Raw genomic sequence first — 23,268 nt, forward strand, 5'->3', positions numbered from 1 at the left:
ACTTAAATGCATTTATACAAAAAAATACTACCTTGTACCTCCAAATAATTGAATGCTCAGGAAGATGCAACTATCAAAACTCGCTCGGCTGGCCCTGGTTCTGGGGATCGTTATGATAAACGTAGGCTGTGATCAGATCACAAAATCTATCGTAAGAGAAAAAATCGACGAATACGAGCAAATTGAGCTGATTGGCGAAAATTTCATCCTCACAAAGGTAGAAAACACGGGAGCATTTTTAAGTGCGGGATCGGGTTTGTCTCCTGCGCTCAGAAAAGTTACGCTGGTCATTCTTCCGGGTATCGTCATGCTGTTGTTATTGGGAATGGTAGCCTTTCGCGATAAAATAGAAACACCCGTAATATTTTTTATGTGTTTTATGATTGGGGGAGGTATCGGCAATCTTATCGACAGAGTTGCTTACGGCTCAGTTACGGACTTCCTGCATATTGACCTTGGGTTGGTGCGAACGGGTGTATTCAATATGGCGGATATGTCGATTATGTTTGGGGGAATAGGAATTTTAATTTATTCCTGGCGGCAAAAAGCAAAACAAAAAGCAGAAGAAAAGCCGGGAGAAACGTCGGGAGAAAAATCCGAAGAAAATACCGGTGAGTTATAAAATTCATCTTACGACCGAACAAACGTATATTCTGGCAGAAAAAATGCAACAGGCCGGAGGCAAAAAGCAGTCCCGAAGGTTGCTGGCAATTTCTCTTCGTCATTTTGGCTATAAGATTAAAGACATCAGTCTGTTGACAGATGCCAGTGAGAAGACGGTTACCACCTGGATCAGGCTGTTTATCGACGGAGGATTTGACGCACTTACGGAAAAACGTTATCCCAAAAACCGGGACTCCCGCCTATTGCCTTACCAGGAGGAAATCCGTCGTTACCGGAAAATCTACCCCAAGGCGAAGCTGGAAGATCTTCAGCAATGGTTAAAAGAAAAGTTCCAGATTGAAGTAGAATACAGCTGGCTATACCGTTATGTGGAAAATCATGGGTTGTGGTAATCGGGTCGATGTTACGTTTTGAGTTGAGAGAGGAACTAATGGGAAAATCAATCACCCATACTATGAAAAATCTCATTCTGGCTTTTTTCGCCTTTTTTTTCATCAGCAACCTTTCCGCACAGATGACAGAGTCAATCATCCCCCTTGAAGCCCAATCGGGCGAACTGTTGGAGGTTTCCGGCAATCTTTCCGATGGTCAGCCTATGCCCACGCTGGACTGGGCGTGGAACAGTTCCGTCGCTTGTTTTCCCAAAAACCATGAAAAAAACTTTACCGGCAATCACGTCTTATACACGATAGACCTGCCCGCCTATTCCGAAATGGAAATCGCTGTAGTCCCGGCCGATAAAAAGACCAACCTGAGTGTGTATGCTTATATGGTGCGCGAGATCACGGAAGAAAACACCGTTCCGAACCTCAACCGTTGTGTGCGCTGTGAAGTGGACCATGCCTCTAATATAAAACGACAGGGCCAGGCACCCGGGACCCGGGTGGTTAAAGATATTCTCGCGCTTAAAAATCCCTATCAGGTACTTATTGGTGTTACCGGAGCAGAAGGTCTGAGCGAAGGAGCTTACACGCTGAAGGTCCGGGTGAAGGGGAAGTAAGTAATTATTGTAACATAGGCACAGAGAAATCCGGGACAAAAAAAGCGGTTTGTGTAACCCCTGCAAACCTCACAGAATCCGGTGAGGTTTGAAAGGGTGTGTTACACCCCTTCTTTAATACAATTGTCTTTACTGAGTGGAAAAGAGAATCAATTTCCGCCTCTCAGTCTCACATCAAGGGCGATGGGACCTTTTGGGCCGCTGCCAATTTCGAAGGAAACCCTATCTTGTTCCATTACCTGGTCAATAAGATTATTGACGTGGGTGAAGTAGCTTTCGCCGGTGACGTCATCCACGATAAAACCATATCCTTTTTCAGAATTAAAAAATTTCACCATCCCATTTCGCACAGTATCTACAGATTCCAGTGTTTCTTTTTTAGGGACAGAGACGTCAATATCTTCTTTTCTGATTTTTGTTTTATTCCGGGGATCGGGAGGAGATGATGTCAGGTTTCCAAATTCATCCACATACATAATATCATTTCCCTTTTTTCCATCACTTTTCCGCATTTCCATTTTCTCCGCTTTATCCTCTTTGCGCTTTTTTCTCTTTTTTTCTCTGTCTTTTTTACTGAAACTGTCTGCCATGTAATTTTTGATTAGTTAAATAAAAAGATGGGTGATAAACAATGAATGGCTGATTTTCCGCTTCTCTTTATGGAAAAAACGAAGCTTACAAAGCCAAACTTCTCAAGTTACACAAATATCCGGCCGCAAAAAAATGTTACCTGATATTTTGGTGGGATTTGTGGGAGAGGGAGGTGGCTTCGACTCCGCTCAGCCACCGTTCAGGTTCCGAAGTCCGGTGGTTGAGCGGAGCCAAAACCACCGTTCATGTTCCGAAGTCCGGTGGTTGAGCGGAGCCGAAACCACCAACATTGCCTTCCTTTTTGTTTTTATAAAGCAAATGAGCGAATGGAACTCCCTTACCCGTTACCTGGAATTCTTCAAGGAGCAGGTATCTCAAAAGAGTGGTGCATTACCCTCGGTATTCTGCTCAGTGAAGTATCGATTACCCCGATCCGTTCAATAATCTCTTTTTCATCAATGTTGCATTCTTCACCAGTAGGATGTATCAACTTTCCGTTTTTTGCGATCATATCCAGAGAATGGATCATCGCAGTCACATCCAGAGGCATTTCGGTGGGTATGCCTACCAACAAATTCTGTTCGTTTGAGTTTTGTCTAACACTCAGATAATAGGAAGGACCGCAATAAAGATAAGTTGGTTTTACAGGAAAGTCATAGAAATTTGGCCCATCAGGTATTTTATCCAGCAATTCATTGATTTTATCTACCTCAAGATTCGTGATTGTTGACGAAAAACACTCCATCTGAAAATTCAACTCCCAGTTCCGCTCAAAGTGTATTATTCTATTTGAATTTTGATCGATTCGGATCGTTTTGAACACAGAAATCCCCCAGATCATACTATCCTCCGATTCGTCCTCCACTTCCAACATAAGCAATTGGTATTCCACCAGTTCGATTTCCGCTTTTATAGTGTGTGGGTTATGCTCACCGGACAGTTGGCAACTAATAAGAAGCGAGAAGATCAGTATGTATAGGGGGGGCATGGGTGAGTGAGATTGTCAATTCTTTACTGATTCAAATCTTTTTTTATAATAGGAAATTACCTCTTTAATATTAGGAGCTTGGATATTTGCAGGCCCTGAACGCATATAAAAAAATTGTAATCCATTATCTTCTAAAATGGCCGGAACCCCAGATGGAATACAATTAATCCTAAGAAGTATTTTATTATCTATTTTCTCAGTATTAAAATGGATGTTTGTAGTAAACGGAGCTCCTACTTTATCTCTTATCAATTGAATAATACTTTGCTTGTAATTATCAATCTCTTTGAGAGATCCTACCTTAATACCCACCACCCTAGAAGCATCGTTAATCCCAAGCAAAATTGTCCCCCCTCTAGTGTTCAAAAAAGCACAAATTGTCTTAATAATATCAGGTTTACCAATTTTGCTCATTGATTCTTTGAATTCTATAGTTACTCCCTCACCTTTTTTAATAATATTTTCAGTTGCATAAACGTATTCCTCATCCAAATAACCAATTACATAACTTACTAAGCCTTTAAATATTGAAAGCGAAATCTTTGAATCCATAATTTTATCAGAAAATAGAAGTCTCCCATCAAAAGCGATTAACTCACAATCTGTTATACTCAAGGCGTTTAGATTTGCGGTGAGTCAGAGAATGTAAATATACCCCCATGGGAAAACTAAGTCAAGAAGAAAGAAGCAAGCTACAGGTCCTCCGGAAGGGCCACAAAGACAAACGGGTGTACATCAAGGTGACGGCGATCCTATTGCTTGACCAAGGATATCGTGCAGAAGAAGTGGGCAATATATTAGGCATAGATGGGGATACCGTGAATCGGTACCTGAAGCGGTATTCCGAAGTTCCGCTCGAAGATTACCTTCGGGACAACTACGTGGGGAAAGCCCCGAAGCTTTCGTCCGATCAGTTAGATCTTCTATCGGAGGAACTCCGCACCTACCTGTACCTGACGCTGGGGGAAATCCGGGACTATGTGTATCAGACCTATGCGGTCAAATACGCGAAGGAGGGGATGCGGGATTTGGTTCACCGGTTGGGTTTCCGCTACAAGAAAACCCGCCCCGTTCCCTGCAAAGCAGATCCTGAAAAACAGCAAGCGTGGGTGAACCAATTTGATCAAGAAATGGCAGCACTCTCTGAGGATGAGGAGATTTACTTTATTGACGGGGTGCATCCGATGCACAACACGCGTCCCGAGTCAGGCTGGATCAAAAAAGGGGAAGACTACGAACTACCGGCCAACTCGGGCCGCCAGCGATTGAACCTCAATGGGGCGGTCTGCATCCAACATCCCGAACGCATATTCCGCGTGGAGACAGAGCGGATTAGCTATGAAGCGAACATCGAATTGTTTGCAAAAATGCTGGAAGCACGCGCTGGCAAGCGGCTCATCGTTTATGCCGATAACGCAAAATACAACCACGCCGTTGCGCTCAAAACCTGGATTGCTGACCATAGGGACCGAATCGAATTGCGCCACCTGCCGCCCTATTCCCCCAATTTAAACCCCATCGAACGACTCTGGAAATTCATGAAAAAGGAAGTCATTAACAGCTTTTTTTACCCCACCTTTCAGGAATTTCGCGCAGGCATCCGGGCTTTTTTTGACAATATTGCCACCTGTGCAGAAAAACTAAAAACCCTCATTACCCCCAAATTTCAAATCATTGGGCTTCCGCATTCCTAAACGCTTTGAGTATAATGCAGTCATTGTACCCATTCTTGCACTTCCGTTGATAACTGATATCTCTCCAAATAAATCACCTCGCCTGTATAGTTTCTCCTTCCCACTATTTAGGTTTAACTCTAACTCTCCATTTTCTACAATATAGAATTCGGCATTATTTCGTTCCGAGGAATAAAAAACAACAGATCCCTTTTTAAAATACTTTTTAAAAGCAAGCTTATATAAACTCCATCTTTCATCGTCATTAAATGCTTGATAAATTCTATTTTCACTACAAGCAGAATGAAATTCAGAAAAATTTAATGTAATGGCCATTAGAGTTATTCTATTAAATGCGAAACGAAATAGGTCTTATCTCAAAGTTTTAAGTAAAAGCAAAAGCTTCAGTAATAAATAATATATACAAAAAAATGCATTCGAGTTACAGAACACTATACAAATAGTAAGCAATAACTATAATAAAACGCATTGTAAAGTCACAAAAATCGCACACTCCCAAGTGCTTAAGATGTGCAAAATATTCCATTCATCCAAAACTAATTAGCAAATATACCATTTATTCGGCCATAAGACCTCCGCACCACTACCCCTCCTTCAAAAATCTGGCAATAGCCTCAATCGCTTCCTGCGCTTCGGGTACAGTGCGCCAGAATAATTGCCAGACATGCATAGTTTCTTCCCATACCTGGAGCGTAACTTCAACTCCGGCGGCTTCCATCTGGTCTTTGAGGCGTTGGGCGTCATCGGTGAGTACTTCCAGGTCGCTGGCCTGGATCAGGGTTGGGGGCAGGCCCCGCAGGTCGGCGTAGAGGGGTGATATCTCGGGATAGTCGAGTTCGTGCGGACCAGCATACGCCAGCGCCCACCGGTGTACCTGCGGCACAATGATAATGGGATCGTGTTTGGCAAAGGCTACCGCCGAATGCCCGCTAAATGTCAGATCCACCCACGGAGACAAACATACCGCCGAAAACGGCAAAGGAAGGCCAAGCGCTTTCATCTTTACCATGGCCGAAATGGCAAGCCCGCCTCCGGCTGAGTCTCCGGCTATCGCGATCTTCGCAGGATCATACCCCTGCTCCAGCAACCACTTCCAGGCTGCTATTGCATCTTCCAATGCTGCGGGAAATGGATGCTCCGGCGCCAGCCGATAGTCTACATGAATGACACACCAGCCAAGTTCCTGCGCAATGCGCGCAACCATTCCCCGGTGTGAGTCGAGCGAACCGACCAGATACCCCCCACCGTGAAAAAACAGGAGTATTGGCGCATTTTTGGTATTTTTTACGCCTTTGGGAATCAACCACTCAGCTGGAATTTTACCAATTTTCAGCGGCTCTGCCGCTACGTCCGAAGGCATACGGAGCGCGTATTTGGCAAAGTTGACAAATCGACGGATGCGCGAAAGACTGGCCAGATCCAGGCTCAGCCACTGGTGCAAATGGAAGGCACCAGACTTCATTCTTTCATGTTGGCGACTGGGCATTTTTAAAGTGCATATAACATTCCCGCAAGGGTAGCTGTGAGAAAACAAGCGATCGTTCCACCGATCAGTGCCTTAAATCCGAGCGAAGCAAGCGTTACCCGCTGGCTGGGCGCAATTGCGCTGATTCCGCCGATCTGAATGCCGATGGAAGCAAAGTTGGAAAATCCGCACAAGGCATAGGTTGCGATGATGACGGATTTATAATTAAGAATCAACCCCGAAGATTTGACACTTCCCAGTGTAGCATAGGCAACAAATTCATTAATAATGGTTTTTTCTCCGAGCATTTGCCCGACAATCACCATGTCTTCAGAAGGTACGCCCAGCAGCCAGGCAACCGGGGCAAAAATCAACCCAAAAATATACTCCAGATTAAACTGTGCATATCGCCCTTCCGTCACAGCATTTACCCAATCATTTAATCCCACTGAAGCACCAAAAAGGTCAGCAACAAAATAATTGATCATCTTGATCAGGGAAATAAACACAAGAAGCATAACCCCCACATTCACCGCAAGCTTAAGTCCGTCAGTTGTTCCGTTGGAAATAGCGTCAAGCACATTGGAGCCAATCCGTTCTTTGGGGATTTCGAGTTCTTCGTTAAATTTTTCCGTTTCGGGAACCAGCATTTTTGCCGCCACAATCGCCGCCGGAGCAGACATAATGGAAGCGATGAGCAGGTGCGTGGCAAATAGCTCCTGTGCTGCCCGGTCTGGCCCGCCAAGGTAGCCTACATACGCGGCAAATACGCCTCCGGCTATCGTGGCCATACCTCCGGTCATGAGGGTCATGATCTCCGAACGGGTCATATTGGCTACGTAGGGTTTGATCAACAGGGGTGCTTCAGTCTGTCCCATAAAAATATTCCCCGCTGCCGAAAGACTTTCGGCTCCCGACAGGCCCATCGTGCGTTTCATTACCCAGGCAAATCCGTAAACGACTTTTTGCAAAATCCCCAGATAATACAAAATTGACATCAACGCCGAAAAGAAAACGATGGTCGGTAAAATCTGAAAGGCGAAAATATATCCAAATGAATTTACATTCGTCACCAATCCTTCAAAGAGGAATGCGGCTCCGGCGTGGGTGAAGTCCATTACCTTTACAAAAAACTTGGCGATGAGTTCGAATACCGTTTTGACACCGGGTACTTTTAACACCAATACCGCAAGGAATAGTTGAAGTCCCATTCCTGTGCCGACCAGCCTCCAGTTAATCGCTTTACGGTTGCTGCTGAAAAGCCATGCACAAAGCAGCAAAAATACTACCCCCAGCAATCCTCTTACGACATCCATAAAAGAGAAAGAGGGAATCACCAGTTGATCGGCCTTGAAAAGAAGGAATGATTTCGATGTTCCGGTCAGCCGCAGCTTGTGTTTTTCATCAAGTGATGCTTTGAATTTTTGTACCCGCCGAAGGGATGAAATGCCTTTATCGGTCTGTGTTGCGACGACTTCTCCTTCGGCAAACAGTTGGAGTAAGGGTGCGTTATTTTGGGCCGAATAAGTAATAGAGTCAATGGTTTTACTTACAGGCACCAATTCGTAAAATAGAGAAATGCTGTCTCCATTTAATGTCCATGAACCCGTTTCCGGGGCAGGCATCCCGGCCACCATAAATGAAAATGTTCCATCGGATTGGATTAAAAACCGGTTTTTTGTTCCCGTTTTTTCGCTTACGGCACCATTGGCATCGGTAATTCCGGCAATTGTCCAGTTGTAAACGAGTGTTTCTGTTTTCAGGGTATCTGCTGCAAATGCTGGTTCTACAAACGTCAGCAGGCAAAAAAGGCAGCCCAAAAAGGATTGGCAAAGCCGGAGAATCATATTGGGTAATTTAGATTTGGCTAATTTCGGGGAAATGTAGCCAGAACTAAGGTAAATGCCAAAAACCTTCGATACCTTGATCGAAGATCATCCCCTGCCTTTGAACGCAAAGTACCGCAGAGTACCACGCAGAGTAACACAGAGACTACAATCCCCTTTGTGTTACTTTGCACTTCCTTTGCGTCCTTCGCGTGAACCATCGCGATGTTGATCGGAGATCTGTTCCCTGCTTTTAGACGCAGAGGACCGCAGAGTACCACGCAGAGTAACACAGAGGTTACAATCATCCCCTTTGTGTTACTTTGCGATCCCTCTGCGTCCTCGGCGTGAACCATCGCGATGTTGATCGGAGATCTGTTCCCCGCTTTTAGACGCAGAGGACCGCAGAGTACCACGCAGAGTAACACAGAGACTACAATCCCCTTTGCGTTACTTTGCGATTCCTTTGCGTACTCTGCGTGAACCATCGCGATGTTGATCGGAGATCTGTTCCCCGCTTTTTGACGCAAAGTACCGCAGAGTACCACGCAGAGTAACACAGAGACTACAATCCCCTTTGTGTTACTTTGCGCTTCCTTTGCGTCCTTCGCGTGAACCATCGCGATGTTGATCGGAGATTATTTATCTACCTCAACAACGTGATCGATCCTTTGACCAGATATGGCCGGCCATTATATGCGATGCCCCGAGCAATGAATACATACACGCCTTCTCCCACATCTTTACCGTTATATCTGCCATCCCAGCCGTCCTCAATATTGTTGGTTTCAAATACCTTCATTCCCCAGCGGCTGAAGATTTGCAGATTGTACGTTTCGATCCGCGAGCCTTTGAGAACAAAAATATCATTGACCTGGTCACCATTGGGGGTAAAGGCATTGGGCGCGTAGAGAATAAATTCTACATCCAGACACACTTCATTCGAAAGGCTCATCACCTGGTTGCCACCTTTTTCAATAGCCCAGATCCGATAGCAATACAATCCCTGTGGAAGGGTGGTATTGTCGTCAGTGTAAGTCGTATCTGTCCCGTCAACAATTGCGACAAGATCCCATTTACCGGCAGAATCATTATACACCTCAATCCGGTAATTGGCTACCCCCTGCCGCCATTCTTTATAGGAATTCCACGATAGTTTGTTCGAACCTGCGCCCTGAGAGTTTTTCTCCGCTGCTACCACTACGGTTTTGCCGATATTGCTGATCGGGGTGTTGTTGCCGCAGCTGTCCTGGGCGGAGATTCGATAAGCGTAGGACTCAAACGCTACCTCCACATTTTGATCGAGAAACTTCTCATCATCGGGTGAAAGTGCCGCAATGGTCTGGAACGCGCCTCCCCGTTCGGCTTTTTGCAGATGGATAATCACCGCACCCGGGAGATCGATTTCTTTCCACTCGACCAACACGTCGCGGTTGTTTTCGACGGTTGCTCGCAGCACTTCCGGCGAACGCCCCACTACTCCACTCCAGTTGACAGCCATGGTCGTATCACTCCATGACTCCTGCACCGGAAGTTCACCCGTGGCTTTGATGCGGTAAGCATAATCGCTAAAGCAAGTTTCCACAGGGTCAGAGAAACGGTTGACTGTGCCCGGTACGATGCCGAGGAATGTAATGTCCAGCTTATTGTAGGAGTTGACCCGGTAAATCTCATATTGTTCTACCGATGGCCATCCTTTATACATATTCCATGAGATCACAATTTCTCCTGGAATTGGCGTGGCCAGAACATCTATCGTACAATGGCTATTTGTCAGGCTCAGGCTCGATTCAGAGCCACAATAGTTGGTAACGGCCACTTTGTAACAGTAGCTGTTTTGCGTAGTCTGCAACCCCTTGTCGATGAAAATAGTATCATTGATATAATCCGTGGTATATACCGGAATATAACCCAGAGCCGGATCCTCCCTATATACGGTATAGGACTTGAAGTCATCGTCATCATGAGGGGCAAATTTTACCTCTACCTGCTCATCACTTACGACAGAGACTGCGTGAATCCGTATCGGAGAAGGAACAATATCTCCCAATACATTGATCAGGTTGGGTTTCGAAATCACAACCTCGCAGCCCAGCGAATCTATTGCTGTCAGTGTAACCAGATAGGTGCCAGCCTGTGTATAGGCATGCACGACGGAGTCTTTCAGTGAAGTGGCCGCACTGCCATCACCAAAGTTCCAGCGCCAGGTTGCTATTCCCCGCAACCCGCTTCCCGTAGCATGGAAAGTGGCTGCTATAGGCGGACAACCCGATTCATAATCTACAGTAAAATCTGCGTCTGGATGATCCAGTACCACATGGTTGATTTTTGTAATTTCATCGGCACAACCAAAGGCATCTTCCACATACAGGTTGATGGTATAGATTCCATCCTGCGTATAGGTATGCACAGGGTTCTGCTGATTTGACTGCTGTCCGTCCCCAAAATCCCACTGCCATACGGAAGGAATATGCCACGTCAGGTCGCGGAAGGTAATGGTTTTCTCAGAACAGCCGATCGTATCGGAAGCGGTAAAGTCTGCCAATGGCAATGGACGCAAATACACCATCTGATGTGTCGAGTCCACACAACCGTTTTGATCAGTAACCACCAGTGTAACCCGATAACTGCCTACGGATTGGAAGAAGTAGGACATATTCTGGGAAATGGCAACAGGTGTATTATTGATCATCCACTGCCATTGATTGATGCCGTAGGGACTAGAACTCCAGTCCTCGAAATTGACCGTAAATGGCCCGCAACTGGTGGTGTCGGAGGCAGAAATCACGGCATTCGGAGACTCATATATTTCGATAAAATTATCCCGCACAATTGTGTCCTTACAACCGAGAATATTGGTAACGATAAGCGTGACCGTATAGTCTCCGTTTTGTGTATAGGTATGGGTAGGATTCTGCTGCACGGATCCTGTACCGTCGCCAAAATTCCAGACCCAGCCGGTCAACGTCGTATCAGCGAGCGATGTGCTGGTAAAGTGTACGGTTGAATTCACACATCCATTCACAATGTCAGCCGTATAGTTTGCATCGGGATGAGAAAGGCGGATATAATTCAGGCGGGTAAGCGTATCTGTACAGCCATTTTCATCAAATACGATCAGTCGCACGGTATATACGCCGTCCTGCATATAGGTGTGGATTGGGTTTCTGTCAGTAGATCCGGACCCATCGCCAAAGTCCCACAACCAGCCTGTAACCGGGTACGCACCTGTTGAGAAATTGCGGAAATCGGCAGTATGCGGTGCACAGCCCAATGTATCGCGGGTGTTGAAGTCGGCTACTGGTTGATCTGTAGAAACCACCGTCCGGGAAACCACATCGGTACAGCCGTTGGCATCCTGTACAAACATCGTAACAACATAAGTCCCGGGAACCATATAGGTGTACAGCGGTTCCTGTTGATGTGAGGTATCACCATTTCCAAAATCCCACAGCCAGCTTACAATCGGCGCAGAAACTGTTTGTGTCTGGTCATTGATATTCAGGCTGAAAGGTGTACAACCGATGGAGTCAGGCAGACTAAATCCTGCAACAGGAGGAGTCGAAACCGTAATGGCATTACTTATCACGTGCGTTTTGGTACAACCCAGCACATTGGTTACGGTCAGGGTTACAGTGTACTGGCCGGGTGTGTGATAGACATGGGTCGGATTTTTCACGATCGATGTCGTTCCATCACCAAAGGTCCACAACCAGCTTACCAGCGTTGTATCGGCAATGGACTGATCAGTAAAGGAGACCATCATTCCCGGACAACCCACCGCAGGAGTATAGGTAAAAGCAGGTTGCGGGTTGGAAAGATGGATATAGTTGGGTTTCACCAATGTATCGCGGCATCCGTTTACATCCACTGCGACCAGACTTACATCGTAGTTTCCATCATGATTGTAAGTGTGGGTGGGGAATTGTAAGGTCGAAGTTCCCCCGTCACCAAAGTTCCATAGCCATCCTACCAGCGGATAGTTACCGCCCGAAAGATCATTAAACATAATCGTTACCGGCGAACAATCAATCGTATCCACAGTCATGAAGTTGGCGGTGGGCAGGGTAAGCGAAATAACCGGTCGGCTGAAACTGCTGGTACAACCATTGTTGTCGGTGGTTGTCAGTGTAACATTGTAAGTCCCCGGCGCCAGGTAGGTATGATTAGGATTTTGTGCAGAAGAAATGCCACCGTCCCCAAAGTTCCAGTTCCAGTTGACTATAGGTGAACCATTACCTGTTGAAAAATCGGTAAAGCTGGCATTAAACGGTGTACAACCCTGGATACCATCAGGTACAAAAAGCGTATTGGGGCCATTTCTGACAATGATCGTGTCCACTTTGGTACGGGTATCCGAACAACCGAAAATATTGGTTATCGTCAGGCTGACTGTATAAGTCCCACTGCTGGCATACACATGGGAAGGGTTGGGCAGGCTGCTGGTCTGTCCGTCGCCAAAGCTCCAATGGTAGGTGGCAATCGTTGTATCCTCCAGGGAAGTATTGGTGAAGTTTACCTGAGATGCCGGGCATATCACATGTTTGTCTTCGGTAAAATCTGCCACAGGGTGGTCCAGTCTGATCATAGGCCGTGTGGTTGTTCCGCTACAGCCATTAGCATCCACAATGGTCAGAGATACGGTATAGTTTCCATCGCTGGTATAAGTATGTGTCGGAAATGGCTGGCTCGAAGTGCTGCCATCTCCAAAGTCCCACAACCAACTCACCGATGGTGCATTCCCAATCGTCTGGTCCGTAAATACCACCGTAAACGGCGCACAACCCATACTGTCGGTAGCACTGAAATCGGGCACCGGCAGCGGATGTACGGTAACGGTATGGATAGCTGTATCCCGGCAGCCATTGGCATCACGAATAATCAACCTTACATCATAATTGCCCGACATCGAAAAGTTTTGCGAAGGATTGGGCGTTGTGGATGTATTACCGTTGGCAAAGTCCCAGTTATAATTTGTGATGGCTGCACCCGAAGGAACCGAAGTATTAAAAAACTGTAGCGAAAAAGGCATACAAGCCGCAGTGTCTGCGGGCATAAAACCTGCCAGCGGCGGCGTGCGAACTACGATAATATTGGTTTTCACCTCGGTATCTGTACAGTTGAGCACATTGGTAACCGTAAGGCTTACCGAATATGTACCCGGACTATTGTACACATGCTGGGGATTGGGTAATGTGGAAGTTGTGCCATCGCCAAAATTCCACAGCCACTGGTTCAAGGTCGTATCTGCAATGGATACATCCGTAAAATTCACTACCAGCCCCGGACAACCTGTACCTGGAGAGAAGGTGAAGTTTGCCTGAGGATGGGTAAGGCGGATATAGTTGGGGCGCGTCAGGGTATCAGAACAACCATTGGCATCCAGCACAACCAACTGAACGGTATAAAGACCGTCGCTGGCATAGGTATGCGAAGGATTCGGACCCGTAGCGGTATTGCCGTCACCGAAGTTCCACCACCAACTGATAATCGGAAATGCGCTGGTGGAAATGCTCGTAAACTGAATACTCTCTGGCGCACAGCCCACACGTTTATTTGCCACAAAATCAGGTATAGGCAATTGACGGGCATTGATCATCATACTGGTATCACTGATACAACCGTTGCCATCTGTCACACGCAAAGTTACGGTGTACTGACCGGCATTTGTATAGGTATGGATCGGGCTCTGCGCTGAAGAAAGACTTCCGTCGCCAAAATTCCATTCCCAAATGATAATCGGAGAATTGGTAGGCTGCGAGTTGTCGGTAAATGAAACCGTTACCGGTGTACAATCATCTATCGTCGAAGGAATAAACGACGCTACAGGTGGCTGTAATACTTCCACCTGACCAAATGCGGTGTCCTGACAACCCATAGAATTGGTGATTACCAGGCTGACCGTATACAATCCGGGCTGGTTGAACATATGCACCGGATTTTGTTGCGTCGAGGTCCCTCCGTCGCCAAAGTTCCAGAACCAGCCGATCAGCGGATAATCAGGCGTGGATATATCGCGGAAGGTAACTATTCCCCCCGGACAAGTCACATCTATATCCTGTGTAAACGCTGCCACCGGACGGGTCAGGTTGATATAGTCGGGTTTTACCAGTGTATCTGAACAACCCGCCATATCCCATACAATCAGACTTACCGTATATATGCCGGTGCCAGGATAACTATGCGCCGGATTTTTCAACGTACTGGTCGTACCATCTCCAAAGCTCCACAACCACGCCACAATGGGCTGATTTCCGGTAGAAAGATCTGCAAACGCTACACTGCCTGCACAACCGACACTGTCAGTACTGATAAAGTTGGCTGTAGGTCTGTACAGGGAATTGATAACCAGCGAATGACTTGCGGTACATCCGTTGTTGTCTGTAGTTGTAAGCGTAACATTGTATGAACCCGGATTTGGATAGGAAGTATGCGGGTTTCGGATGGTAGATGTGCTGCCATTTCCAAAATCCCACAACCAACCGACAAGCGCTGCAGAATTGCCGACCGAAAGATCATTAAACGTTACCTCCATCGGGAAACAATCAGAAGTATCCGAAGCGGCAAATGAAGGTGTGGGCGGTGTGAATACCTCAATCATATTGGTCCGGACACGGGTATCACTACAGTTATTGACATTGGTAATGGTCAATGTTACCGTATAAAATCCCGGAATACTATATACATGACCGGGGTTCTGGGTACTGGAAGTCGTACCGTCACCAAAGTCCCACAGCCAGGTCATAAGCGTCGTATCCGGCACTGAAATGTCAGTAAACTGCAATGTGGTTCCCGGGCAAACCTTATTCTGGTCTACAGAAAAATTCGCCACCGGGTGTGAAAGATGGATATAGTTGGGTTTGACCAATGTATCCTTACAACCGTTGACATCTGTAACAATGAGTGAGACAGGATATACCCCGTCATTTGCATAGGAATTGACCGGAACAGGTGAAGTGGAAGTATTGCCATCGCCAAAATTCCACAACCAGTTGGTCAGGACATAGTTGCTGCTCGTATGATCAAAGAAGGTAATATCTGTCGGCGCACAATCGGTGCTGTCGCTCGCTACAAAATTGGCGGTAGGTCTGAGAAAAACCGTGATATCCCTGACAAATGTATCGCGACAACCATTGGCATCTACTGCCGTCAGGCTGACCGGGTACACGCCTGCCGGCGTAAAAGTATGCGGACTCTGCATCAGCGCAGATGTTGTCCCATCGGCATAATTCCACAACCAGCTGACGACTGGCGTACTGCCCGCAACCGTTGTATTGGTAAAGACTACCTGTAAAGGTTCGCAACCCTGATCTACGGAAGGAGTAAATTGTGCTGTTGCCCGCTGGATCACCTGAATAATGGCGGTTTTGACTTCTGTATCAGAACAGTTCAGCGCGTTGGTAACGGTCAGCGTTACGGTGTACATGCCCGCAGTGGTGTACATATGCGAGGGATGTTGGGTGCTGGCAGTGGTACCATCGCCAAAGTCCCACAACCAGGTAGTGAGCGGATGATCCGCTAGCGAAACATCCCGAAAGTCAACAATCGTACCGGGGCAAATAAAAGCTCTGTTCCAGGTGAAATTTGCCACCGGATTGGTCAGTTTTACGTAGTTGGGTTTGGTGACTGTGTTGGTACAACCCTTCGTATCCGTAACCTTCAGCGAAACGGTGTAGTTTCCATTTCCATTATAGGTATGCAAGGGGTTTTTCACTACGGCGGTATTCCCATCTCCAAATGTCCACAACCACTGATTGATCGGGCTGGGGCCTGAGGAAAGGTCGGTAAATGCAACCGGCAGCGGTGCGCAACCGAGGGTATCATTGGCAGTAAAAGCCGCCTGAGGAATGCCAAAAACATCGATTCGTTTTGTTTTTATACTCTGGCAACCATTCGCGTCAGTGACAGTCAGGCTGGAATTAAAACTTCCCGCCGTCGTGTAGGTATAGGTCGGATTGGAAATCAGCGAAGTGGCTCCATTTCCAAAGTCCCAGTTCCACGACACAATGGGCGCCGCACCTGCCACAGAGCCGTCGGTAAATGTTACCGGGAAAGGCAGACAGTCGGCAGAATCAGAAACCGTAAATTGCGCCACTGGCGGATTCAGTACAGTGATTGTATTCACAACCGTGGTTGTATCAGCACAGCCGAGAATATTCCTCACGATCAGCGTGACCGAGTATGTTCCGGGCAGGCTGTATGAATGGCTGGGATTCTGCTGATTGGAAGTACCGCCGTCTCCGAATGTCCAGAACCAGCTGGTAATCGTCGTGTCGGCAATCGAAAGATCCGTGAAAGTAACGCCGATCGGAATGCCCGGACAAACGGTATTCTGATCCCAGTTAAACTGTGCAGTCGGATGGGAAAGGCGGATATAATTGGGCCGAACGAGCGTATCACGACAACCGTGAATGTCTTCCGTAATCAAAGTGACACTGTAAATGCCATCGCTGGCATAAGTATGCACAGGATTTGTGATGTATTCGACACTGTCGCCATCTCCAAAAAACCATTTCGTATAGACAATATTGTAAGGGCTGGAAGTCTGATTGATAAACCGTACAGTCTGTGGGGCACAACCCAGTGTATCTGCACTGCGAAAATCTGCGACAGGAATTTCCCACGAACGGACAGACTTGCTGGAAGTTGTCTGGCAGCCATTGTTATCCGTAGTAGTCAATGTCACATTATAAACACCGGGAGTTGTCCAGGTATAGGAAGGATTGGGCGCCAGTGAAGTTGCACCATTTCCAAAATCCCAGCTCCATGCCACTATATTTGCATCGCCAGGTACAGAAATATCCGTAAAGCTGATGGTAAATGGATTACAATCTGCCGAGTCCGACATCGTAAACTGTGTGACTGGTGGAGTCAACACCTCAATCTGGTTGGCCTGTGAAAATGTACTTTGACAGCCCAAAACATTCGTAACTGTCAGCGTCGTCGTGTAGATACCCGGGCTGCTGTAAGAATGAGAGGGATTCTGCAGGTTGGAAGTACCGCCGTCTCCAAATTGCCAGAACCAGGTAACAATTGTCGTATCAGGTACCGAAGCATCGGTAAAAGTCACCCCCACAGGAATATTGGGACACACCCGGTTCTGATCAAAAGTATAACCTGCCACCGGATGAGAAAGGCGAATATAGTTGACCTTCGTCAGCGAATCCTTACAACCGTTCTGATCAGTTACGACTAATTTTACAGAATAATCCCCATCGCTGGTGTATGTATGGGTAGGCGTAGCCAGTGATGAAGTCGTACCATCGCCAAAATCCCATAACCACGAAATCTTTATGGCAGCCGTTGTCGTTAGGTCGGAGAAAAATATCGGTGTAGGCGAACATCCTACGGTCTGATTCGCGATAAAATCCACAACTGGAGATTCGAGCGCTTCGACAATCTCCGTGGACTGACTGCTACAACCATTGGCGTCGGTAACAGTAAGTCTGACGATATAACCTCCGGGATTGTTGTACACATAAGTCGGATTGGGAATGACGGCAGACCCTACGCCATCGCCAAAATTCCAGTTCCAGTTTACGATCGAGCCAGAACCAGTAATTGAAGCATCTGAAAGCAGCACGGTCAATGGCGTACAGCCCTGAGGAGGTGAAGCAGTAAAATCAGACACCGGAGGCGAAAATACGCGGATAAACAGTGGTTTTACGATTGTATCACTACAACCGAGCAGGTCGGAGACAATCAATGTTACATTATAAAAACCCGGCGTCGTATAGGTGTGAGACGGATTCTGAAGGGTCGATGTCCCGCCATCGCCAAAGTTCCATTTCCATGTGGCAAAATTTGACATACCAGTCGAAACATCTGTAAAATTGATGGTTTCGCCCGGACAAATCTGGTTGTCATTGGCAGTAAAGTTGGCCGTTGGGTGGTCAAGAAATATATAGTCTGTTTTGGTAACGGAATCCCGGCAGCCATTGACATCCATGACCGTCAGGCTGACAGTATAAGTGCCATCGTTAAAATAGGTATTTACCGGGTTCTGGGCTGTGCTGACATTGCCGTCGCCAAAAGTCCAGTACCACCAGACGGGTGCATTCGTCCCTGAAGAAAGATCAGTAAACCCAATACTTGTAATAGAACACCCCACGGTATCACCTGCAATAAAATCTGCAGTTGGATTGGGATTTATATACACCGGATGTGAGGCCGTGTCTTTACATCCATTTACATCAGAAATAATCAGGCGAATGGAATAATTGCCAGGCGTAGTGTAAAGATAGCTGGCCGTAGGCGTGCCCGACCCGCTACCCAGCCCAAAGTCCCACTGATAACCGGAAAGCGGAGCACCACTAGGTATGCTGGTACTGGTTACGACCACATTCAGAGGGGCACAGTTTGCGGTATCAGAAACCGTAAAGCTGGCGGTGGGTCGTGGGTAATTGATCACATGATGGGGCGCGATAATCGTATCTGAACAACCAAAAATATTGGTTACAATCAGCATCACATCAAATGTATCGGATGCATAATAGGTATGTGTCGGATTTCGCTGCGTGGAGGTTGTGCCATCCCCAAAGTCCCAAAACCAGGTAATGGTTGTATCTGAAACCGAGCGGTCTCTGAAACGCACTGTCTGAGGCGGGCAATTTATCCCTGCATTCGAAGTAAACGCCGCAACAGGATGCTCCAGTTTGATATAGTCAGGTTTGGTAAGGGTGAAGGAACAGCCCTTACTGTCGGTTACAGTCAGACTGACACTATAATTGCCATCTACCGGGTAGATATGTGTCGGATTTTTTAACGTCGACGTTGTCCCGTCGCCAAAATTCCACAACCATGCGACAGAAGGAGAGGTACCTACAGTAAGGTCAGAAAAAGCCACCGTAATCGGCGCACATCCATAGCGGAATGCACTGAAATTGACCGGAGGCAACGGATTTACCCTTACCGATCTGCTGGTAGTGCCTATACAACCTTTGCTGTCGGTAACGGTCAGGTTGGCATTATAAACGCCCGCTGTAGTATAGATATGGGGAATAATCGTCTGTCCCCCCATAATTCCGCTTCCATCTCCAAAATTCCATGTCCAGCTTACCAAAGGATATACGCCATAGGAACTATCTGCAAAAGCAACTGCATAAGGCTCACAGCCTTCATTGGGCGTAGCCCTGAAAAAAGCTGTAGGGGGTTGTGTTACCCGAATTGAAACAGGGGTTGGCGAAAAATTGGAACAACCATCTACCGTTGTCAGATGTAGTAATACCTGGTAGGTTCCGGTATCACTATAGGTGTGGAACGGATTGATCGCTGTCGAACTGGTTCCGTCTCCAAAATCCCAGAAAAAGCTGGTAATCGCCCGTTTGGATATAGAGGTATTGGCAAATGAAACGGTTTGACCAAGGCATACCTGGGTAATATCCGCAACAAAGCTTGGCTGCGGCAACGGGAGAATATTGATACTGTCGCTATTGGTTACGGGTACGCGACATCCATTTTCATCTTCGATGATCATAACGGGACTTGCCGTAGTATCCACGACATAGGTATGAGAAGTCGAAGCGCCTACACTGCCGGTACCATCCCCAAAGTCCCATTCATATGTCCACAAAGGATTGGGAGCAGTTGCGCTGAAATTTACAGCAAGTGGTTTACAACCAGTCGTAGGACTAAAAGTAAAAGCACCTGTCGGCCCCGAAATATTGATAAGACCTGCTCTTTCCAGTGTATCTTTACAACCCTGGGAAGTCGTTACAATCAGTGTAACGTCGTAGTTTCCTGCGGTGGCATAAATCTTTGAGGGGTTGGGCAGAATGGAAGTGCTGCCATCTCCAAAATCCCAAAACCAGGTGACAATATTTGCACTTGACTGATCCGTAAAATGAACGGTAAGCGGCGGGCAGGTAGCGCTCGTATTGTCCGCAAAAAATGCCGCTGTAGGCTGGCCAACGGTGACAAAATTGATTTTACCCGTTATATCCGCACATCCGTTGATATCTGTCGCTGTCAAAGTTACCGTGTAGCTCGAATTTGCCGGAAACAAATGAACGGGGTTTACTGCGGTACTAGTCGTACCATCTCCAAAATCCCACAAATAAGAAAGGCCACTGCCTGAACTGAGATTGGTAAACCGGACAAATGCACCCGGACAAGCAATGGTGTCTGCCGAGGTAAAATCGGCTGTGGGAAAGGTGGGATTAATAATATTCGGACGGGATATCGTTGCCAGACATCCGTCGGAATCCAATACGGTAAGTGATACAGTATATAGACCCGGGGTAGCATACGAATAAACCGGATTCTGCAATGTCGAAGTGCCACCATCGCCAAAATTCCACAGATAATTTGTAATTGTCGTTCCGGATGCTGGCGTGGAGGTACTGGTAAAACTTACCGGAAGCGGCGCACAACCGGTAGTGTTATTCGTAGTAAAGTCCGGGTCAGGCCCGGTGACATCTATATAATTCTGCCGAATCAGTGTATCTGCACAAACGCCATCGGAAGCGATCAGCCTGACATCATACACGCCATTGAGCGTATAGGTATGCGAAGGGTTGGCGGCAGTGGAGGTTGCCCCGTCACCAAAACTCCAGAAATAATTGGTTGCGCCTGATGAGCTGTTCGTAAAGTTTACTACATGAGGCGAACAACCAAATAGTGGATTGGCGGTAAAGGCAGCCTGGGGTTCAGTAATCGTAATCTGATCCTGGAAATTGTCTGTACACCCCGACATATCATCGTCCACTACAAGTGTAATTGTATATGTACCTGTTGTCGTATATACATGGGTGGGATTTTGCTGGCTGGAAGTTGTACCATCGCCAAAAGTCCAAAACCAACTGGATGCATTGATAGACTGGTCAAAAAAGTAAATCGTCGTGGGCGGATTGCACCCGGTATTGGGTGACATGGTAAAATCTGCAATAGGGCCGACCACACGAATCAGATCATTGCGGATCAATGTATCAAAACAGCCGTAATATTCGACAATAAGTACTACGTCGAATAAACCCGTATCCTGATACTGATGAATCGGATTAGGTACATTGGATCCATTTCCATCCCCAAAATTCCAATACCATGCTGTTACCGTACCTTGAGAGAGATCCGTAAAATTCACATCCGCCCCAACGCAGACTAGGAGTGGATTTGCATCAAAATTGGCTATCGGAGGCGTTCCGGCTTCGATAAACTGGAAGATTTGTATATCCTGGCAGCCACTTTGCGTCGTAACGGTAAGCGTCACCGTATACTGACCGGGATTTGTGTAGGTATGGCTCGGATTCTGACCAGTCACAACATTTCCATCCCCAAAATTCCATACCCAGGAGACAATCGGGTCTGCGGGCGAAGTACTCAGGTCGATAAAATCAACAGTGAGGGGAATACAACCCTCGGTACGGCTCATGGTAAATTGTGCCGTGGGCTCACGAAGCTGCACATATGCCGGGATTGTTTCGGTAGCCTGGCAACCAAAATTGCTGGTAACGGTAAGCGACACGGTGTATATACCCGGATTAGTATAGGTAGTTGTCGGATTGGGAGAATTGGAAGTATTGCCGTTGCCGAAGTTCCAGTTCCATGATACAATATTCCCCACTGTATTGCTTTGAAAAGGTACGACAAGTGGGTTGTTACAACCGATATTGTTGGTCGCAGAAAAGGTCACAGCAGGTGCCGGGTTAATGGTAATCACATTGGTCTGGACAGAAAAATCACTACAACCCGCAGAATTTGTGGCTGTGAGAGAAACCGTATATGTACCAGGAATTGAATAAGTATGTGTGGGATTGGTGGCGGTGGAAGTCGTGCCGTCGCCAAAAGTCCAGAGATAAGAATCTGCCCCCGTGGAGTTATTGGCAAACTGAATAGGAATGCCTGTACAGGAAGCGGGATTGAGGACCACAAAATCAGAGTTTGGCTGGTTGATGATGATAAAATCATCTTTCGTTTGCACCGTCTGACAACCCGTTGCATCGGAGACCGTCAACGATACGGTATAATCGCCATTGACAGAATAGGTATGATTGGGGTTTGCCGCGGAAGAAGTTGTGCCATCACCAAAGTCCCACAAATAAGTATAACTGCCTGAAGGCGTCACAGAAGAAGTAAACCGCACAGTCAGCGGGGCGCTACAGGCCGTTTGCCGGTTAGCAGTAAAATTGACTGCGGCTACTTCCGTTACAGCGATCAGATCATTGGCAATACGGGTATCGCGGCAACCATTGTCATCCACGACGACCAGCGTTACAGAATATGTCCCTCCAGTATTATAAGTATGTCCGGGATTCGCACCAGTTCCAAGATTTCCGTCTCCAAAATCCCAGGTCCATGATGTTATATTTCCGTCATTTGAAGTCGAATTGTCCGAGAAGGCTACCGTAAGAGGGGCGCAGCCACTGAGTAAATCAGCCGTGAAATCGGCGACAGGGTCTTCATAAACCGTAATATAAGCCGTCTCGGTCTTGATACTGACAAACCCATTGATGGTATCGCGCACGGTCAGCGATACCGAATAAGTTCCCGGATTTGTGTAAATGGCGATCACATTGTCAAATGTGGAGGTATTGCCATTGCCAAAGTCCCAAAGCCAGGTATGAATATTTCCTGAAGATAAATCTGTGAAGCTTACGGTAAGCGGACTACAACCCGATCGGGTATTCGCTGTAAAGTTTGCATTTACCTGTGCATACCCCAGACGGGGAATTATCTGCAACAGAATTGTAATAGCCCACACACATACGATGGTCGTATTCCTTTGCGTTTTGCCGGGTGATTGTACCATAGCAGTTTGGTAAAAGTATTGAATAGCGATTGTGGTTTAACAGGATTAATACGGATTCTAAAACTTTGTAACACATAAAATTAACGATTATAGTTTTATTCAATGCGTGGCATGTAAGCTATAGACCGTCCTTGTCGGTTTGCGAAAAAGTAAGGGTGTAATAATTGAGAGTGTTTGATGCAGATTCGTTCTGACTCCGAAATATTGAAATTGTCTGTTTTTCAATCCCCAAAATCATCTATATTTGAGACTCATGCCTGAAGGCAGATTTCCCCCCCATTGCTGCGATTGAGCAGTCAAATTCACCCATTCACATTGGAGAGGAAATAAAAGG

Annotated in this window: 11 protein-coding genes; 4 read left to right on the plus strand and 7 right to left on the minus strand. The window is 46.8% G+C overall.

What is annotated here, in order from left to right; translation table 11 throughout:
- Positions 1 to 64: 64 nt before the first annotated feature.
- From lspA to R3D00_20670, 3 genes are all read left to right on the plus strand, one after another.
- Entirely contained in the window at positions 65 to 622 is a 558-nt protein-coding gene (lspA, locus tag R3D00_20660) for a signal peptidase II (GenBank protein MEZ4775610.1), read from the plus strand.
- Complete coding sequence (locus R3D00_20665; GenBank protein MEZ4775611.1) at positions 612 to 1,016, plus strand: hypothetical protein; 405 nt, start codon at positions 612 to 614, stop codon at positions 1,014 to 1,016. The genes lspA and R3D00_20665 overlap by 11 nt, the downstream gene beginning before the upstream one ends.
- Positions 1,017 to 1,078: 62 nt before the next feature.
- The gene (locus R3D00_20670; GenBank protein ID MEZ4775612.1) at positions 1,079 to 1,624 is read left to right on the plus strand and encodes a hypothetical protein; all 546 of its coding nucleotides are present in this window, start codon (positions 1,079 to 1,081) and stop codon (positions 1,622 to 1,624) included.
- A 149-nt stretch (positions 1,625 to 1,773) separates the two neighbouring features.
- On the opposite strand, the gene R3D00_20675 is transcribed toward R3D00_20670, so the two are convergent.
- The 3 genes from R3D00_20675 to R3D00_20685 all read right to left on the minus strand — a co-directional run bounded on the left by R3D00_20675 (position 1,774) and on the right by R3D00_20685 (position 3,818).
- Positions 1,774 to 2,214: a cold shock domain-containing protein gene (locus R3D00_20675; protein MEZ4775613.1), complete on the minus strand. Its 441-nt coding sequence runs from the start codon at positions 2,212 to 2,214 to the stop codon at positions 1,774 to 1,776.
- Positions 2,215 to 2,573: 359 nt separating this feature from the next.
- On the minus strand, positions 2,574 to 3,203 hold the full coding sequence (locus tag R3D00_20680) for a hypothetical protein (protein ID MEZ4775614.1): 630 nt from the start codon (positions 3,201 to 3,203) through the stop codon (positions 2,574 to 2,576).
- A gap of 15 nt (positions 3,204 to 3,218) precedes the next feature.
- Positions 3,219 to 3,818 (minus strand): ATP-binding protein, encoded by a 600-nt coding sequence (locus tag R3D00_20685; protein MEZ4775615.1) that lies wholly within the window; start codon positions 3,816 to 3,818, stop codon positions 3,219 to 3,221.
- Positions 3,819 to 3,862: 44 nt separating this feature from the next.
- Between R3D00_20685 and R3D00_20690 the strand changes: the two genes are divergently transcribed.
- Positions 3,863 to 4,897 carry an IS630 family transposase gene (locus R3D00_20690; GenBank protein MEZ4775616.1) on the plus strand — a complete coding sequence of 345 codons (1,035 nt, stop codon included), beginning with the start codon at positions 3,863 to 3,865 and terminating at the stop codon, positions 4,895 to 4,897.
- Here the strand turns inward: R3D00_20690 and R3D00_20695 are convergent.
- The 4 genes from R3D00_20695 to R3D00_20710 all read right to left on the minus strand — a co-directional run bounded on the left by R3D00_20695 (position 4,844) and on the right by R3D00_20710 (position 22,934).
- Positions 4,844 to 5,212: a cyclic nucleotide-binding domain-containing protein gene (locus R3D00_20695; protein MEZ4775617.1), complete on the minus strand. Its 369-nt coding sequence runs from the start codon at positions 5,210 to 5,212 to the stop codon at positions 4,844 to 4,846. The genes R3D00_20690 and R3D00_20695 overlap by 54 nt on opposite strands.
- A 268-nt stretch (positions 5,213 to 5,480) precedes the next feature.
- Complete coding sequence (locus tag R3D00_20700; GenBank protein ID MEZ4775618.1) at positions 5,481 to 6,383, minus strand: alpha/beta hydrolase; 903 nt, start codon at positions 6,381 to 6,383, stop codon at positions 5,481 to 5,483.
- Between the two features lie 2 nt (positions 6,384 to 6,385).
- The gene (locus R3D00_20705) at positions 6,386 to 8,209 is read right to left on the minus strand and encodes a nucleoside transporter C-terminal domain-containing protein (GenBank protein ID MEZ4775619.1); all 1,824 of its coding nucleotides are present in this window, start codon (positions 8,207 to 8,209) and stop codon (positions 6,386 to 6,388) included.
- A gap of 625 nt (positions 8,210 to 8,834) precedes the next feature.
- Positions 8,835 to 22,934: a PKD domain-containing protein gene (locus R3D00_20710; GenBank protein ID MEZ4775620.1), complete on the minus strand. Its 14,100-nt coding sequence runs from the start codon at positions 22,932 to 22,934 to the stop codon at positions 8,835 to 8,837.
- Positions 22,935 to 23,268 lie beyond the last annotated feature (334 nt).

The sequence above is a fragment of the Bacteroidia bacterium genome (genome assembly GCA_041391665.1).
Taxonomy (GTDB): Bacteria; Bacteroidota; Bacteroidia; order J057; family J057; genus JAGQVA01.

What these genes read in the sequence shown, in the direction of transcription:
- lspA (MEZ4775610.1), top strand. Translation starts at nt 65, where the DNA reads ATGCAACTATCAAAACTCGCTCGGCTGGCCCTGGTTCTGGGGATCGTT.
- R3D00_20670 (MEZ4775612.1), top strand. Translation starts at nt 1,079, where the DNA reads ATGAAAAATCTCATTCTGGCTTTTTTCGCCTTTTTTTTCATCAGCAAC.
- R3D00_20675 (MEZ4775613.1), bottom strand. Translation starts at nt 2,214, where the DNA reads ATGGCAGACAGTTTCAGTAAAAAAGACAGAGAAAAAAAGAGAAAAAAG.
- R3D00_20680 (MEZ4775614.1), bottom strand. Translation starts at nt 3,203, where the DNA reads ATGCCCCCCCTATACATACTGATCTTCTCGCTTCTTATTAGTTGCCAA.
- R3D00_20690 (MEZ4775616.1), top strand. Translation starts at nt 3,863, where the DNA reads ATGGGAAAACTAAGTCAAGAAGAAAGAAGCAAGCTACAGGTCCTCCGG.
- R3D00_20695 (MEZ4775617.1), bottom strand. Translation starts at nt 5,212, where the DNA reads ATGGCCATTACATTAAATTTTTCTGAATTTCATTCTGCTTGTAGTGAA.
- R3D00_20700 (MEZ4775618.1), bottom strand. Translation starts at nt 6,383, where the DNA reads ATGCCCAGTCGCCAACATGAAAGAATGAAGTCTGGTGCCTTCCATTTG.
- R3D00_20705 (MEZ4775619.1), bottom strand. Translation starts at nt 8,209, where the DNA reads ATGATTCTCCGGCTTTGCCAATCCTTTTTGGGCTGCCTTTTTTGCCTG.
- R3D00_20710 (MEZ4775620.1), bottom strand. Translation starts at nt 22,934, where the DNA reads ATGGTACAATCACCCGGCAAAACGCAAAGGAATACGACCATCGTATGT.